This is a genomic window from Streptomyces sp. SP18BB07 (assembly GCF_036322545.1).
Classification (GTDB): Bacteria; Actinomycetota; Actinomycetes; order Streptomycetales; family Streptomycetaceae; genus Streptomyces; species Streptomyces deccanensis.
In genome coordinates, this window is the sequence record NZ_JAQYWT010000348.1 from 30,867 (window position 1) to 47,905 (window position 17,039).

At 70.6% G+C, this 17,039-nt stretch carries 10 protein-coding genes; 8 read left to right on the top strand and 2 right to left on the bottom strand.

All coding sequences use genetic code 11. The annotated features are described in order from the left end of the window. Window positions 1-40: 40 nt before the first annotated feature. A complete protein-coding gene (locus tag PUR53_RS33785; protein WP_329910775.1) occupies window positions 41-1,264 on the bottom strand; it encodes an RNA-guided endonuclease InsQ/TnpB family protein in 1,224 nt (407 codons plus the stop codon). A 366-nt stretch (window positions 1,265-1,630) separates the two neighbouring features. Here PUR53_RS33785 and PUR53_RS33790 point away from each other — a divergent pair, with 366 nt between their 5' ends. Together PUR53_RS33790 and PUR53_RS33795 are read left to right on the top strand one after the other, a co-directional pair. Further along, window positions 1,631-3,988, top strand: coding sequence for a protein kinase domain-containing protein (locus PUR53_RS33790; RefSeq protein ID WP_329910776.1), 2,358 nt, complete (start codon window positions 1,631-1,633; stop codon window positions 3,986-3,988). A gap of 249 nt (window positions 3,989-4,237) precedes the next feature. Beyond that, window positions 4,238-5,641 (top strand): glycoside hydrolase family 16 protein, encoded by a 1,404-nt coding sequence (locus PUR53_RS33795; RefSeq protein ID WP_329896889.1) that lies wholly within the window; start codon window positions 4,238-4,240, stop codon window positions 5,639-5,641. A 58-nt stretch (window positions 5,642-5,699) separates the two neighbouring features. Here PUR53_RS33795 and PUR53_RS33800 read toward each other — a convergent pair whose 3' ends face one another. Next, window positions 5,700-6,587, bottom strand: a complete 888-nt coding sequence (locus tag PUR53_RS33800; RefSeq protein ID WP_329910777.1) for a helix-turn-helix domain-containing protein — start codon at window positions 6,585-6,587, stop codon at window positions 5,700-5,702. Between the two features lie 134 nt (window positions 6,588-6,721). On the opposite strand from PUR53_RS33800, the gene tkt reads away from it, so the two are divergent. The 6 genes from tkt (at window position 6,722) to PUR53_RS33830 (ending at window position 17,005) form a co-directional block, all read left to right on the top strand. Then, window positions 6,722-8,791 (top strand): transketolase, encoded by a 2,070-nt coding sequence (tkt, locus tag PUR53_RS33805; RefSeq protein WP_329896891.1) that lies wholly within the window; start codon window positions 6,722-6,724, stop codon window positions 8,789-8,791. A 129-nt stretch (window positions 8,792-8,920) separates the two neighbouring features. Next, window positions 8,921-10,450 carry a glucose-6-phosphate dehydrogenase gene (gene zwf / locus PUR53_RS33810; protein ID WP_329896892.1) on the top strand — a complete coding sequence of 510 codons (1,530 nt, stop codon included), beginning with the start codon at window positions 8,921-8,923 and terminating at the stop codon, window positions 10,448-10,450. Next, window positions 10,447-11,385, top strand: a complete 939-nt coding sequence (gene opcA, locus PUR53_RS33815) for a glucose-6-phosphate dehydrogenase assembly protein OpcA (RefSeq protein WP_329896893.1) — start codon at window positions 10,447-10,449, stop codon at window positions 11,383-11,385. The genes zwf and opcA overlap by 4 nt, the downstream gene beginning before the upstream one ends. A 50-nt stretch (window positions 11,386-11,435) precedes the next feature. Continuing rightward, window positions 11,436-12,317, top strand: coding sequence for a phosphogluconate dehydrogenase (NAD(+)-dependent, decarboxylating) (gnd, locus tag PUR53_RS33820; protein ID WP_329896989.1), 882 nt, complete (start codon window positions 11,436-11,438; stop codon window positions 12,315-12,317). A 206-nt stretch (window positions 12,318-12,523) separates the two neighbouring features. Next, entirely contained in the window at window positions 12,524-15,466 is a 2,943-nt protein-coding gene (locus PUR53_RS33825; protein ID WP_329910778.1) for a peroxidase family protein, read from the top strand. Window positions 15,467-15,532: 66 nt separating this feature from the next. Then, a complete protein-coding gene (locus PUR53_RS33830; protein WP_329910779.1) occupies window positions 15,533-17,005 on the top strand; it encodes a hypothetical protein in 1,473 nt (490 codons plus the stop codon). Window positions 17,006-17,039 lie beyond the last annotated feature (34 nt).

The following is a 17,039-nucleotide window of genomic DNA, read 5'->3' on the forward strand; positions in this document are numbered from 1 at the left end:
AGGGCAGGGATTCTGGCCTTCTCGACTGGTTGCCGTGCCGCTACGCGGCACGGTTTCCGGTCGGGAATCCGTGGCTTCCTGTTTCTTCGCGCTGTGCCGGGATCGCTCCCGGTCTTACCGGCGCTCCGCAGGCCGATACCGCCAGTCCGGCGGCCGTCTTCACGTTGATCGCGGCATTGACGTCCCGGTCGTGGACCGCGCCGCAGGCGCCACACGTCCACTCCCGCACGTTCAAGGGCTTGGGCCCGTCCACCGCGCCGCAGGTCGAGCAGGTCTGCGAGGTCGGCTCGAACCGGCCGATCGTGACCAGAGTGCGGCCGTACCGCTGCGCCTTGTACTTCAGCATGCCGATGAACGAGGACCATCCGGCATCGTGCACGGACTTGGCCAGCCTGGTGCGCGCCAGTCCCGCCACCGACAGGTCCTCCACGGCGATCCCTTGGTTCTCGGAGATCAGCTTCGTGGAGAGCTGGTGGTGGAACTCACGGCGTGCGTCGGCGACCTTGGCATGAGCGCGGGCGACCTTCAGGCGGGCCTTGACCCGGTTCCTGGATCCCTTCTGTTTGCGGGACAGCTCGCGCTGAGTCTTCTTCAGCTTCTTCTCCGCCCGGCGCAGGAAGCGCGGGGAGTCGATCTTCGTGCCGTCGGACAGGACGGCGAAATGCGTGAGCCCCAGGTCGATGCCGATGGTCTGGTCGGACTCGGGCATCCGGGCGGCGTCGGCGGCGGGGTCGGTGTCGATGACGAAGGACGCGAAATACCGGCCGGCCGCGTCCATCACGACGGTGACCGAGGAGGGGGTGGCGGGCAGCGCGCGGGACCACTTCACCTTCACCGGACCGATCTTCGGCAGGTTCAGCCGGCCGCTGTCGGTGATGCTCCAGCGGGCGTTGGCGGTGAACCGGACCGACTGCCGGGCGTCCTTGCGGGACTTGAGGCGGGGTGCACCCAGTTTCGGGCCCTTGCGGGTGCCCTTGAGGGAGGCGGAGAAGTTGCGGTAGGCGGTCTCGGCGTCCCGCAGGGACTGCTGCAGGACGACGGCGGAGACCTCGCCCAGCCAGGACCGTTCCGCTGTGCGTTTCGCCTCGGTAACCAGCCTCCTCGACAGCTCTCCGGCCGTGGGGAACGGCTGCCCGGCCCAGCGGGCGTCCTCGCGGGCGCGGACCGCGTCGTTGAACACGACACGGGCGCACCCGAACGCCTTCGCCAACGCCCTCTGCTGGCCGGGGTCCGGGTACAGACGGAAGCTGTACCGGAGCTGCATGACGATCACATTAGGGAGGTCGCACACGCGTCACCAGAGAGAACGTGCGAACGAATCATCACCCTGACTTTCCCGCCCCCGCCGCCAGCGCAGCATCCGGCTCCGCCGGAACAACGCCGCGACGCTCCGCGTCACCGTCACCAGATTCGCATCACCCCCGGCGTGAACGCCGGGGCACTGCGAATGAATGCCCGTAGCGGGCCGCATCGGGCGGAGCCATCGAATGTGACCGGATCAACGGGGGATCCGACGCGGAACGCTCACCCGTCCGCTCCGGCTCTCCGGCGCCCCAGGTCGGGCGGCCCCGCGCCGATCGCCTAGGCTGATCCGTACGGGGCTGTCGTACGGACAAGAGCGCGAGGGGAAATGCCGCTGAGGGACGACGATCCCACCGTCATAGGCGGATACGTCCTGGAGGACCGGCTCGGCTCGGGCGGCATGGGGGTCGTCTATCGCGCCCGGTCCGCGTCGGGGCGACTGGTCGCGATCAAGCTGGTGCACGCGCAGTACCGCGACGACGAGGAGTTCCGCTCCCGGTTCCGTCAGGAGGTCGCGGCGGCACGGCGGGTGAGCGGGGCGTTCACGGCCGCCGTGGTGGACGCCGATCCCGAGGCGGCCAGGCCCTGGATGGCGACGCAGTACGTCCCGGGTCCGACCCTCTCCGATCTGGTGCGCGAGGAGGGGCCGCTGCGCGGCGCCCGGATCCGGGGCCTCGCGCTGGGGCTCGTCGAGGCGCTGCGCGACATCCACCGGGCGGGGGTCGTGCACCGGGACCTGAAACCGGCGAACGTCCTGATGGCCGAGGACGGCCCGCGCGTCATCGACTTCGGCATCTCGCGTGCCGGCGACAACCTGCCGCTCACCGTGACCGGACGGGTGATCGGCACGCCGCCGTTCATGTCACCGGAGCAGCTGCGCTCGCCGAGGGACGTGACCGAGGCGTCGGACGTGTTCTCGCTGGGGTCGCTGCTGGTGTACGCGGCCAGCGGGCACAGCCCGTTCAAGGCGGAGAGCCCCTATCTGGCGGGCTACCAGGTCATGTTCGAGGCCCCGAAGCTGGACACGGTGCCCGAACCGCTGCGCACCGTCGCCGAACGCTGCCTGGACAAGAACCCGACGGCCCGCCCGGACCTCACCGAACTGCACGGCCTGTTCCTGGAGTTCGTGACCTCCCCCGCCACGACCGGCGCCACGGCCACCGGCACGCCGGGCGCCGCGCCGACGCCGGTACCGGAGACGGGCACGGGCACGGGCACGGGCACGGGCGAAGAAGCGGATCTGGAGACCTACCCGGACAACGCCGGCCAGGCGGGCACCGGCCCACGGGACGCCGCTCGGGCCGACGACGCGACCGCGAGCGACCGGCAGCCGGAGCGTCGACCCACGGACGGCGGTTCACCGGACCGTCGCCCGGCCGGCGGACGCGGCCCCCGCCCGCGCCGCGGACGGCGGTTGCTGCTCGTCGGGCTCGGCGCCGCCCTGACCGTCTCCGCGCTGAGCGCCGCGCTGCTCCTCTACCCGGGGGCCGAGGACACCTCGACGGCGTCCGGCGACGGCGGCGCCGTCGACTACCGTTCCGCGTCGCTCCCCGAGGGCTGGCGGCCGTGGCAGACCCGGCTGCGGGCCGACAGCGGCCTTCCCGCCGACTACATCCCGGTCAACTACGACGATACGGGCTGCCGGACGGACGGCACGGACCTGTACTGCGGCGGTACGGGCTTCCTCGTCGCGAAGGTGGACGCCGCCACCGGCGAGACGGGATGGCGGTACGGCCAACTTCCGCAGACCGCCCGGCCCATCGGCGTACGGGACGGCCTGGTCTTCGTCTACACGGAACCCGACAGCACGCAGCGGCGCCTCGTGGCCCTGGACACCCGCACCGGGAAGGAGCGGTGGTCCCGGCCCATCAGCGCGAGCGAGGTGGCGCCCCTCTACGACGGCGGCGTGCTCACCCTCGCACCCGACCACTACGACGTCATCGCCTACGACACGGCGGGCAAGGAGCTGTGGCGGACGTCCGAACCCGCCGGGATCAACTGCGTCCCCTCGGTGCTCGGCGACGCCCCCTACGAACTGTGCTGGGAGGGCGACGACTTCCTCGACACCCAACCGTTCACGCTGGTACGCCTCGATCCGGACGACGGCACCCCGCGGGCACGCACCCCGCTGCCCAAGAAGTCGCTCGCCCTGGGCGCCGTCGACGGACGGCCGCTGTTCCTGAAGGCGGAGACCACCGAGGAGGTCTACCAGGCGGGGTACGAACGGCCGTACGACGCGTTTCTGCGGGTGGACCCGGACACCGGGAAGGTCACCCGGATCCCGCTGAAGCGCGCGCTGCGCGGCGCGGCGACGCTCGTGGACGGGGTCGTGTACTTCGTGCGGACCAGCGGCTCGGTCACCGCCGTGTCGGCGACGAGCGGCAAGGTGCTGTGGGAGCGGACCACCGACATGGAGAACCTGTCCGCTCCGGTGGTGTCGGCGGCCCGTGACGAGATCTACTTCGCCAACCGCTTCGGCCGGCTGCTGGCCCTGGACAGCAGAACGGGCGCCGAGGTGTGGCGCACGGACGCGCTCGACGACCCGGGGGACATCGCGACCGAGACCCCGCCCCGGGTGCTGCTCGTGGACGACGCGATCGTGGCCACGGCCGGGAACATGGCGTTCTCGGTGAACCCGGACGAGCCGATGACGACCGGGTCGACCGTGTCGACCTTCGGCGACTGACGGGCCGTCATGGCGCCGGACCGACGAGGCACACCGCGTCGGGCCGACGGAGGCCATCGCCCGGCGCGGCCGGTCTTCACATCGTGAACTCGTCGCTTCCGCAAGGACTTTCTCCGCTTTAACTCTTGACGCCCGCAGCGCCGGAGCGCACATTGACCGCACGCTCTTCTCTGAGAGCGCTCTCAGGACGGGACTCCACGGAGCGCTCCCCCACCCGCGCTTTTCACTCCGTACACCGAAGAGGCCGCCATGAGTGAAACACCCGGCACACCCGACACCGGAACACCCGTAGGACGTCGCCGCCCGCTCCGGCGCGCGTTCCTCGCCGTGGCCGCGGCGCTGGCGCTGGCCACGGCGTGGGCGACGACCGCGCAGGGCGCCGCCCCCACCCCGCCCGCCGGCTGGACGCAGGTCTTCGTCGACGACTTCAACGGCACCGCGGGCACCGGCGTCAACACCGCCAACTGGCAGTACGCAACCGGGACTTCGTACCCGGGCGGCCCCGCCAACTGGGGCACCGGCGAGGTCGAGACGATGACGAACAGCACCGCCAACGTCTCCCTCGACGGCAACGGCAATCTCCGCATCACCCCGATCCGGGACGCGGCCGGCCGCTGGACCTCGGGCCGGATCGAGACCAACCGCACCGACTTCCAGCCCCCGGCGGGCGGCAAGCTGCGGGTCGAGTCCCGGCTCCAGATGCCGAACGTCACCGGGACGGCCGCCGAGGGCTACTGGCCGGCGTTCTGGATGCTGGGCGCGCCCTACCGGGGCAACTACCAGAACTGGCCGAGCGTCGGCGAGCTGGACATCATGGAGAACGTGCACGGCCGCAACCAGGTCTGGGCCACCATGCACTGCGGCACCAACCCCGGCGGCCCGTGCAACGAGACGACCGGCATCGGCAACTCCACCGCGTGCCCCAACACGACCTGCCAGTCCGGGTTCCACACGTACACCATGGAGTGGGACCGCTCGGTGGCCCCGGAGACGATCCGGTTCTCCGTCGACGGCACCCAGTTCCACTCGGTCAACGCGAACCAGGTCGACGCGACCACCTGGACCAACGCCACCAACCACGGGTTCTTCATCATCCTGAACGTGGCCATGGGCGGCGCCTTCCCCGACGCGTTCGGCGGCGGCCTCGACGGCGACACCCGCTCCGGTGTCCCGATGGTCGTCGACTACGTGCAGGTGCTGTCGGCCGGCGGGGGCACCACCACTCCGCCGCCGACGGGGTCCCGGGACGCGTACAGCGCCATCCAGGCCGAGTCGTACAACGGTCAGAGCGGCACCCTCACCGAGACCACGACCGACAGCGGGGGCGGCCAGAACATCGGCGCCCTGGCCAACGGCGACTGGGCGCTCTTCCAGAACGTGAACTTCGGCTCCACGGCCGCGACGCAGTTCGTCGCCCGGGTGGCCTCCGGCGCCAGCTCGGGGGTGAGCGGCCTGGTCGAGGTCAGGCTCGACAGCCGGTCGAACGCGCCGGTCGGCAGTTTCTCGATCGCCAACACCGGCGGCTGGCAGTCCTGGCGGACGGTGCCCGCGAACATCAGCCGGGTGACCGGCACCCATGACGTCTATCTGACCTTCACCAGCGGTCAGGCGCAGGACTTCGTGAACGTGAACTGGTTCAACTTCGGCCGCTGACAGGCGGGTTGTGCGAGGGGCGGACTCCACGGCGGTGGAGTCCGCCCCTCGCCGCCTGTCATCGCATCTCCGCCCGGAACGCCACCGGTGCGGTCCCGGCGTGCAGGTGGAAGAACTTGGAGAAGTTCGCCGCGTCGGGGAAGCCGACGGCGGCGCCCACGCGGCCGATCGGCAGGTCCGTGTGGGCCAGCAGCCGCTTCGCCTCCAAGACGACCCGCTTGTCGATGAAGCCCTTCGGGGTCTCGCCGGTCGCCGCGCGGACCGCGCGGACGAGGGTGCGGCGGGAGTAGCCGAGGGCGTCGGCGTAGGCGCTGACGCTGTGGTTGACGGCGAAGTCCCGCTCGACGGCGTCCCGGAAGCGGGTGAAGGTGGAGTCGTCGAGCCGGTGCGCCTCCTCCGTGGCGCCGGCGGCGAGATGGGCGAGGCGCAGCAGGAAGGCCGTCAGGGAGTGCCGCAGGACGGCGGTGTGCAGGGCGGGCGGCAGGGTGACGGTGTCGACGTACTCGCGTTCCAGCTGGGTCAACGAGGCGCGCAGGCCCGCGAGTTGGGCCTCGTCGGGGCGGAGCAGCGGCGGCAGGTCGTAGCGGTAGAGGCCGGTCGTCTCGACGGTGGCGCGGGGCAGGAAGCCCGGTTGCATGGTGAGCACGGTCCCGCGGTACTCGGTGGCACGTGAGAAGCGATGCACCTGCCCCGGCCGGATCCACAGCAGCTCGCCCGCCCCCGCCTCGTGTTCGGTGAAGTCGATCATGTGGTGCACCGGGCCGCCGTCGAACAGCATCACCACGTGGAAGTCGATGCGGTGGACCCCTTCCAGGGGTATGTCCGCGTGCCAGGGGCCTCGGCCGTCCATCGGGCCGATCCGCATACCGACGCCGGAGAGGCCGCGGTCGACGGGGAACGGGAAGGTCTTGATCCGGTCACCGTCGGGGAAGTCTCTGTCCGTCATGTCCTCGCCGTCGCGTCGTCGGTGTCCCAGTTTCACCGAAGGCTGGCACACCACCACCTCGCCCCATAAAAGTCAGACTTTTACTTTTGAAGACGCCAGAGATTTTCCGCCGTCTCATCGAGGACTTCTTGAAGATGAACTGGACAGAACTCGACCGACGCGCCGTCGACACCGCCCGCCTGCTGGCCGCCGACGCCGTGCAGAAGGTCGGCAACGGGCACCCGGGCACGGCGATGAGCCTGGCGCCCGCCGCGTACACGCTCTTTCAGAAGGTGATGCGTCACGATCCCGCCGACCCGGAGTGGACCGGCCGCGACCGCTTCGTCCTCTCCCCCGGCCACACCTCGCTGACCCTCTACACCCAGCTGTACCTGGCCGGGTACGAGCTGGAGCTGGACGATCTCAAGGCGTTCCGGACGCACGGTTCGAAGACGCCGGGTCATCCGGAGTACGGGCACACCGCCGGGGTCGAGACCACGACGGGTCCGCTGGGCCAGGGGGTCGCCAACGCCGTCGGCATGGCGATGGCCGCCCGCTACGAGCGCGGTCTGTTCGACCCGGACGCCCCCGAGGGGACCTCGCCGTTCGACCACACCGTCTGGACGATCGTCTCCGACGGCGACCTGGAGGAGGGCATCTCCGCCGAGGCCTCGTCGCTGGCGGGCCATCAGAAGCTGGGCAATCTGGTCTTCCTGTACGACGACAACCACATCTCCATCGAGGGCGACACGGCCACCGCGTTCTCCGAGGACGTGCTGAAGCGGTACGAGGCGTACGGCTGGCACGTCCAGCGGATCGAGCCGGCGTTCAACGGCAACGTCGACGTGCACGCCCTGTACGACGCGCTGCTGGCAGCGCGGGAGGAGACCTCGCGTCCCTCGATCATCGCGATGCGCACGATCATCGCCTGGCCGGCCCCGGGCGCCCAGAACACCGAGGCCGCGCACGGCTCCGCGCTCGGCGAGGACGAGGTCGCGGCCACCAAGCGGGTCCTCGGCTTCGACGCGGACAAGACCTTCGACGTCGCCGACGACGTGCTCGCCCACACCCGCCGCGCCCTCGACCGGGGCGCCGAGGCGCACGCCGCCTGGGACAAGCGGATCGCCGAGTGGCGCGCCACCTCCCCCGAACGGGCCCGGCTCTTCGACCGGGTGGTCGCGGGCCGCCTGCCCGAGGACTGGGAGCGGGCGCTGCCCGACTTCGAGGAGGGCTCGTCCGTGGCGACCCGGGCCGCGTCCGGCAAGGTCCTCCAGGCGCTGGGCGCGGTGATCCCCGAGCTGTGGGGCGGCTCCGCCGACCTCGCCGGGTCGAACAACACCACCATCGACAAGACGTCGTCGTTCCTGCCGGCGGGCAACCCGCTCCCCGAGGCCGACCCGTACGGCCGCACGATCCACTTCGGCATCCGTGAGCACTCCATGGCCGCGGAGATGAACGGCATCGCGCTGCACGGCAACACCCGTGTCTACGGCGGCACGTTCCTGGTGTTCTCCGACTACATGCGCAACGCCGTGCGCCTGTCGGCGCTGATGCAGCTGCCGGTGACGTACGTGTGGACGCACGACTCCATCGGTCTCGGCGAGGACGGTCCCACCCATCAGCCGGTCGAGCACCTGGCCTCCCTGCGGGCCATCCCCGGACTGAACCTCGTCCGCCCGGCCGACGCCAACGAGACGGCGATCGCCTGGGCCGAGATCCTGAAGCGGCACACCACGAACCCGGCCCCGCACGGGCTGGCACTCACCCGCCAGGGCGTGCCCACGTACGCACCCGACTCCCGTGCGGCGAAGGGTGGTTACGTACGGGAGGAGTCCTCGACCGCGACCCCGGAGCTGATCCTGATCGCCACCGGCTCCGAGGTGCAGCTGGCCGTGGCCGCGCGGGAGCGGCTGGAGGCCGAGGGGGTCGGCACCCGGGTGGTATCGATGCCGTCGGTGGAGTGGTTCGAGGAACAGCCGCGCGCCTACCGCGAGAGCGTGCTGCCGCCGTCCGTGAAGGCCCGCGTGGCGGTCGAGGCGGGGATCGGTCTGACCTGGTACCGCTACGTCGGTGACCACGGCCGCATCGTCTCCCTCGAACACTTCGGCGCCTCCGCCGACGCGAAGACCCTGTTCGCCGAGTACGGCTTCACCGCCGAGAACGTCGTCGCCGTGGCGAAGGCCGTGCTCGCCCGCACGACGCGGCCCGACGCCGTCCACGGCTGAGAAACGCACCTGAAGGAAGATGATCACTGTGACCACCGAAGCGACCGTGGCGGCCGCCGACGGCCGGGGCTCCGACCGCCCGGACCTCGCGGTGAGCAAGTCCTCGAACAGCAAGGGAGTTGATGGGGAATGACCGCCGAGTGGCTCAACCCGCTCCGGGACGCGGGCGATCGCCGGCTCCCGAAGATCGCGGGCCCGTCCGGGCTCGTCATCTTCGGGGTGACCGGCGACCTGTCCCGCAAGAAGCTGATGCCGGCCGTGTACGACCTGGCCAACCGGGGTCTGCTGCCGCCGGGTTTCTCGCTGGTGGGGTTCGCCCGCCGGGACTGGGAGGACGAGGACTTCGCGCAGATCGTGCACGACGCGGTCCGCGAGCACGCCCGCACCGAGTTCCGCGAGGAGGTCTGGCAGCAGCTCGCCGAGGGGATGCGCTTCATCCCGGGCGACTTCGGTGACGACGACGCGTTCAAGCGGCTCCGCGAGGCCGTCGAGGAGCTGGACGGCTCGCGGGGCACCGGCGGCAACTTCGCCTTCTACCTCTCCGTGCCGCCGAGCATGTTCCCGAAGGTCGTCAAGCAGCTCAAGAAGCACGGTCTGGCCAGTCCGCCCGAGGGGTCCTGGCGGCGCGCGGTCATCGAGAAGCCGTTCGGTCACGACCTGGCCAGCGCCCGCGAGCTGAACGCGGTCCTGCACGAGGTGTTCGACCCCGAGCAGGTCTTCCGCATCGACCACTACCTCGGCAAGGAGACCGTCCAGAACATCCTGGCGCTCCGCTTCGCCAACCAGATGTACGAGCCCATCTGGAACCGGAGTTACGTCGACCACGTACAGATCACCATGGCCGAGGACATCGGCATCGGCGGTCGCGCCGGGTACTACGACGGCATCGGCTCGGCCCGCGACGTCATCCAGAACCACCTGCTCCAGCTGCTGGCCCTGACCGCCATGGAGGAACCGGCGGCCTTCGACGCCGAGTCGCTGCTGACCGAGAAGCTGAAGGCGCTCAAGGCCGTGCGGCTGCCGGAGGACCTGGGCCGGCACACCGTGCGCGGCCAGTACGCGGGCGGCTGGCAGGGCGGCGAGCAGGTGCTCGGCTATCTGGAGGAGGAGGGCATCGACCCGTCCTCCACCACCGACACCTACGCGGCGGTCAAGCTGGGCATCGACAACCGCCGTTGGGCGGGCGTCCCCTTCTACCTGCGCACCGGCAAGCGGCTCGGCCGCCGGGTCACCGAGATCGCGGTCGTCTTCCAGCGCGCCCCGCACTCGCCCTTCGACTCCACGGCCACCGAGGAGCTGGGGCAGAACGCGATCGTCATCCGGGTGCAACCGGACGAGGGGATGACCGTGCGCTTCGGTTCGAAGGTGCCGGGTACCTCGATGGAGATCCGGGACGTCACGATGGACTTCGCGTACGGCGAGTCGTTCACGGAGTCCAGCCCGGAGGCGTACGAACGGCTGATCCTTGATGTGCTGCTCGGCGACGCCAACCTCTTCCCCCGCCACCAGGAGGTGGAGGAGTCCTGGAAGATCCTCGACCCGATCGAGGAGTACTGGGCCAAGCACGGCAGGCCCGCGCAGTACGCCTCGGGCGGTTGGGGGCCCGCGGAAGCGGACGAGATGCTCGCACAAGACGGACGGAGCTGGCGCAGGCCATGAAGATCGACCTGACTGACACCACGGCAAGCAAGATCAACAAGGCCCTGGTGCAGGGCCGCCGGGCCATCGGCACGCCCGCCGTGGGCATGGTCCTCACGATGGTCATCGTGACGGACGAGGAGAACGCGTACGACTCGATCAAGGCCGCCGAGGAGGCCTCGCACGAGCACCCCTCGCGCACCCTGGTCGTCATCAAGCGGCACGCCCGCACCCCGAAGGACCGCACCAAGTCGCACCTGGACGCCGAGGTGCGGGTCGGCGCCGACGCGGGCACCGGCGAGACGGTCGTGCTGCGGACCTACGGCGAGGTGTCCGACCACGCCGACTCCGTGGTCCTGCCGCTGCTGCTGCCGGACGCGCCGGTGGTGGTGTGGTGGCCGGTGGACGCGCCGCGGAACCCGGCGAAGGACCCGCTGGGCGCGCTCGCCCAGCGCCGGATCACCGACATGTACGCCGTGGAGACCCCGCTCGCCGCGCTCGAACAGCGGGTCACGTCGTACACCCCCGGCGACACCGACCTCGCCTGGACGCGGCTCACGCCGTGGCGCTCCATGCTCGCGGCCGCCCTCGACCAGGCCAAGGAGACCATCACATCGGCCGCCGTGGAGAGCGAGGCGGACAACCCCAGCGCCGAGCTGCTGGCCCGCTGGCTGGAGGCCCGCCTGGGCGTGTCCGTCGAGCGCGTCCTGACTGCCGGACCGGTCGTCACGGGTGTGCGGCTCGGCACCGCGAAGGGCGAGGTCGTCATCGACCGCCCCGAGGGCCCGCTCGCCACGCTCACGCTGCCCGGCCAGCCGTCCCGCACCCTCGCCCTGAAGGTGCGCGCCACCTCCGAGTTGATCGCCGAGGAGCTGCGCCGCCTCGACGCCGACGAGATGTACGCCGTCGCCCTGCGCGGCGGCGGGGGCGACGGGCAGACCGCCGCCGATGACTGACACGCCTCTGCTCGACTCTCGTATGGAACAGGTGAACTGACATGGCAACGATGCAGCTGGGTCTCATCGGTCTCGGCAAGATGGGCGGCAACATGCGCGAGCGGATCCGCCGCGCCGGCCACACCGTCGTCGGCTACGACCGCAACCCCGAGGTGTCCGACGTGGGCAGCCTCGCCGAACTGGTCGAGCGCCTCGACGGGCCGCGTGTCGTGTGGACGATGGTCCCGGCGGGCGGTGCCACCCAGTCCGTCATCGACGAGCTGGCGGAGCTGCTGTCGCCGGGCGACACGGTCGTCGACGGCGGCAACTCCCGCTGGACGGACGACGAGAAGCACGCCGCCGAGCTGGGCGCCAAGGGCATCGGCTTCGTCGACGCGGGTGTCTCCGGGGGTGTGTGGGGTCTGCAGAACGGCTACGCCCTGATGGTCGGCGGCGACGAGGAGCATGTCGAGCGGCTCCAGCCGATCTTCGAGGCGCTCAAGCCGGAGGGGCCCTACGGCTATGTCCACGCCGGCAAGGTCGGTGCCGGCCACTTCTCCAAGATGGTCCACAACGGCATCGAGTACGCCATGATGCAGGCGTACGCCGAGGGCTGGGAGCTGCTGGAGAAGGTCGAGTCGGTCGACAGCGTCCGCGAGGTCTTCCGCTCCTGGCAGGAGGGGACCGTGGTCCGCTCGTGGCTGCTGGACCTCGCCGTCAACGCCCTCGACGAGGACGAGCACCTGCAGAAGCTGCGCGGCTACGCCGAGGATTCCGGTGAGGGCCGGTGGACCGTCGAGGCCGCCATCGACCACGCGGTGCCGCTGCCGGCGATCACCGCGTCGCTGTTCACCCGGTTCGCCTCGCGCCAGGACGACTCCCCCCAGATGAAGATGATCGCCGCACTGCGGAACCAGTTCGGCGGCCACGCGGTCGAGGCGACGGAGAAGTAGCGGCAGCTCCGGTCGGACGGTTCCCCCGCGCCCCTCGGGTGCGGGGGAACCGGACGTTTTCGAGCATTGTCGACAGATGTGTACATGGCGTGAACTGTCGCTGTGACCGGAACGCCTCCACCGGTAGCGTGCGGCCCCTGTCCCGTATGCACGGCGTGCGCATGAGCGCGCGTGCGTACGCGGCGCGTCCGTAGGGGGAAACGGCGATGGCAGAGACAGGGCGGCGCGATCAGCGGTACGAGCGCTACGACGGGGGCAGCCCCGAGGCCGAGCGGCTCGTGTTCGAGCGGTTGGCCCGGGAGCTGATGGAGGTCCAGGTCAGGAACCGGCGGGCCGGGGGCGGAGGGATCGCACGGGCGTTCCACGCGAAGGCTCCGCTGGGGGTGGAGAACGCCCGGCTGCGGTTCCACGACGATCTGCCGGTGGCGTTGCGGATCGGTTTCGCGCAGCCGGGCGCCGACTATCCGGCGACCGTCCGGCTGTCCAACGCGAGCGGGATCCGGCAGGGGGACGGTTCGCCGGATCTGCGGGGCGCGGCGGTGCGGGTGCGGGTGTCGGAGGGGGTGAGCCACGACCTGCTGGCGACCAGTTTCCCGGTGTCGCACGCGCGCGACGCCCGGGAGTTCGTGGCGTTCGCCAAGGCGATGGCGGGGGCACGCACTCCGTTGCGGAAGGCGTTCGGGCTGTTCCTGAAGCTGCCGTTGGCGGTGGGGCTCAAGGCGGCGGCACGGATGCGGCGCAATGTGACGGCTGCGACCCGACGGCCCGTCAACTCACTTGCCACCGAGACCTATTGGAGCCGGGGCGCGATTCTGTGGGGCGAGGCCGGGCCGGTGCGGTACCTGTTGCGGCCCGCGCCCGGTACACCGGCGGCGGCCGCGCCCGATCGCCGGGACCCGGACTTTTTGCACCGGGAGCTGACACGCCGGCTCGGGCAGGCGGACGTGGCGTTCGACCTGTGTGTGCAGCGGTACGTCGACGAGCGGCGCACACCGGTCGAGGACGCGGCGGTGGAGTGGAAGGACGCGGTGGCGCCGGCGGTGCCGATCGCCCGGCTCACGATCCCCGCACAGGAGTTGGACGGGGCCGAGGCGCGGGCGGCGGCGCGACGGATCGAGGACCTGACCTTCAACCCCTGGTACACGACCGATGATTTCCGGCCATTGGGCAATATCAACCGCGCGCGCAAGGCCGCGTACCGGGCGAGTGGTGCACACCGTCTCGGGGAGCGCTTCGTCACCGCGGAACCCTTGCGCAACAAGCTGCTCGGCCGTCTCGTGGGCCCCGCCCTCGGGCTGCTGAACCGTGCCGTGCCGTGGCACCGGCTGCCGTTGTCCCTGAGCCTGCTGAACCTGGTGTTCCTGAGGAGGGCGCTGCGCCGGCTGAACCTGATCGACACCGAGGTCCGCGAGGCCCCGCCGAAGGCCCAGCCCGTGCCGGAGCCGGTCCCGGAGAGGCTGCGCACGGAGCGGTCGTACGACGGGACGTACAACGATCTGTCGGAGCCGGCGATGGGCGCGGTGGGGGCCGCCTTCGGGCGGAATCTGAAGCCTGACTACCGGCCGGACACCTTCGACACACCGAATCCGGTGACGGTCAGCAGGCAACTGCTGTACCGGGAGAGCTTTGTGCCGGCGACCTCGCTCAATGTGCTGGCGGCGGCGTGGATCCAGTTCCAGGTGCACGACTGGGTGAACCACCGGCGGTACAGGACCGGCGACCGCAGTGTCGAGGTGCCACTGCCGCCCGGCTTCGACGGGCACTGGCAGAACGTGCCGGGCGGGCCGACCGAGCGGGTGATGCGGTTCGCCGAGAACGAGGGCCTGGAGGTGCCCGGCCGCCCGCCGATCCTGTTCGCCAACTCCGCCTCGCACTGGTGGGACGGCTCCGAGGTGTACGGCGAGAACGAGCGCACCGCGCGGTTCCTGCGCGAGCCGGACGGGGGCGCGAAACTCCGCCTGGAGGACGGCCATCTGCCGGGCGGGACGAACGGCGTCCCACTCACCGGCTTCAACGAGAGCTGGTGGATGGGGCTCAGCGCGATGCACACCCTCTTCGCGCGGGAGCACAACGCGGTCTGCGACGCGCTGCGCGCGGAGTACCCGTCGATGAGCGAGGAGAAGGTCTACCAGACGGCTCGGCTCGTGGTGTCCGCGCTGATCGCGAAGATCCACACCGTGGAATGGACGCCGGCGATCCTGAACACCGAGGCGATCGACCTGGCGCTGCGCACCAACTGGTCGGGCCCGCCGAGGAACTGGCTCAACCAGCTGGGGCTGTGGCTGTTCGAGGCGCACTCGCTGACCGGCATCCCGAAGACGCTGCCGGACCACCACACGGCGCCGTACTCGCTGACGGAGGACTTCACCACCGTCTACCGCATGCATCCGCTGATCCCGGACGAATTCGAGCTGCGGGAGCACCAGTTCGGGCGGCGGCTGGAGACGGTGGGCTTCCTCGACATCCAGGGCGGGGCGGCCGAGGCGCAGATCCGCAAGACGGGCCTCGCGAACGCGCTGTATTCGTTCGGCATCGCCCACCCCGGCGCGATCACCCTGCACAACTTCCCGCGCTCGCTCCAGCGTTTCGAGCGGGACGGGGAGATCATCGATCTGTCGGTCGTCGACCTGGTCCGGACACGCCGGCGGGGGGTGCCGCGCTACAACGACTTCCGGGCCGGGCTGCACCGGGGGCGGATCCGTTCCTTCGAGGAGCTGACCGGGAACCCCGAGACGCTGGCCCGGCTCAAGGACGTCTACCGGGACGTCGACGAGATCGACACCGTGGTCGGGCTGTTCGCGGAGAACCCGCCGGAGGGCTTCGGCTTCAGCGACACCGCCTTCCGGATCTTCGTCCTGATGGCCAGCCGGCGGCTGCAGAGCGACCGGTTCCTGACGGTCGACTACCGGCCGGAGGTCTACACACCGCTCGGCATCGACTGGGTCGAGCAGGGCGGCATGAACACGGTGCTCCAGCGCCACTGCCCGGAGCTGGCACCGCTCCTGCCCCGCGACGCGAGCGCCTTCGCGCCGTGGCGGACGGTGCCCACGACGGGCAACACCGGTACGAGCGACACCGGCACGGGCGACGGCGGTACGAGCGACGGCGGTACGAGCAACAGCGGTACGAGCGACGGCGGTTCAGCATGACGCCGTGACACGACGGCCCGGGGTGGCGTGACGCCCCGGGTCCGATCCACAACGGGGGAAACACGCATGACGTTCACCGACAACCACTCCGAGCTGCCCGGAAACCCGGAGCTCTCCGCGATACCCGGGGCGGGCGAACAGCTCGCGCTCCGGGAAGAGCCCGGCACGACCACGGGCGCCACCCACCCGGGGCTCGCCGACCTCTTCGACCGTCCGCTGCTGCGGACCGTGTGGCGCCGCCGCACCCACCGCGTGAGCCGGGGGGCCAGGGTGTCCGCCGGGACCATGACCTACACCTCCCGCAACGCGGCGCAGCCCCTGACCGAGCTGGAGGAGGCGGTGCTGATCGCGATCACCGGCACCACCGGCCTCACCATGCCCGACCGGCCCTTCGAGGACCCGAACGACGGCACCCCCATCATGTCCAAGCCGAATCTGACGATGGCGGGCCGTACGGCGGGCAGCCCGGACAACGCGCAGGGCACCCACTTCTTCCTCGTCAACGACTCGGGTACCTACTTCCTGCGCAGGCTCGCACCGGCACCGGACGAGCCGTTCGACGCCGAGACGCTGATGGCGCGGGCACGCGAGGCGAAGGTGAAGGTCCTGGACCACCGCCTCGACGTCGCACCGGACAAGCGGGACTTCCCTGCGTACCTGGACTCCAACCGCTTCCTGTCCAACCTGCCCGGAACGACGCTGCTGTTCCCGGTGGTCGACCTCTCCCACCAGTACGTGAACGCGCTGATGTATCTGCTCACCCAGCCGGACGGGGCCCGTCCGACCCTCGTGGACGACCGCAACTTCTACCGCGCCGCCGGGGTGCGCAAGTGGGTGCGGAACGGGTTTCTCAACGGGGACCTGAAGCTGCCGCTCGGCGCCCTCGGCCCCATGCGCACCCAGATCGAGGCGGATCTGCTGCTGCAGAACCTGATGCTCACGGCCGAGGCGATGGGTCTGGGCGCCTGGATCCACGCCACCATCAATCCGCAGATCGCCCTCGGCGACCCGAAGTTCTCCCGGGCGTACGGCAGGATGCTCGGTTTCGACTTCGTCACCCCGCGCTGGCGTCCGGCCGACATCTGGCGCTGGCACATCCCGCTGCCGAAGTACGCGAAGGTCCGCTCGCACCCGGTCCGGCTCCCCTCCCCCGACGGCGGCGCCCCGCTGATCGCCGCCGCGTGCCCGCCGGTTGTCGGGAGCATGTCGGAGGCGGTGGAGGGAATCGTCCGGGAGAAGTTCGGCCGCGGCGGCGTCTACACCGACCGGGACGTCTTCGCCCGGATCTACCGGGAGGACTACGGGCAGCGCTATCTCACCGAGGCCAGTGAGTACGAGGAGCGGGTGGTCGAGTGCGCCCGGGACATCTGCGAGTACATCCTCCGCACGCACGGCCGCTTCCCGGCCCACACGGACGCGATCCATGTCCCGGGCGTGTGGCTCCAGGTCCACCACGTGGAGAACGAGTACTACGAGCGGTTCTTCACGAACGGCCTCACGGACGCGCACCGCGCGCATGCCGGAGCCTGGGGCCACTAGGCGTGGTTGACAGGTACAAGCATCGCGGGTGAGA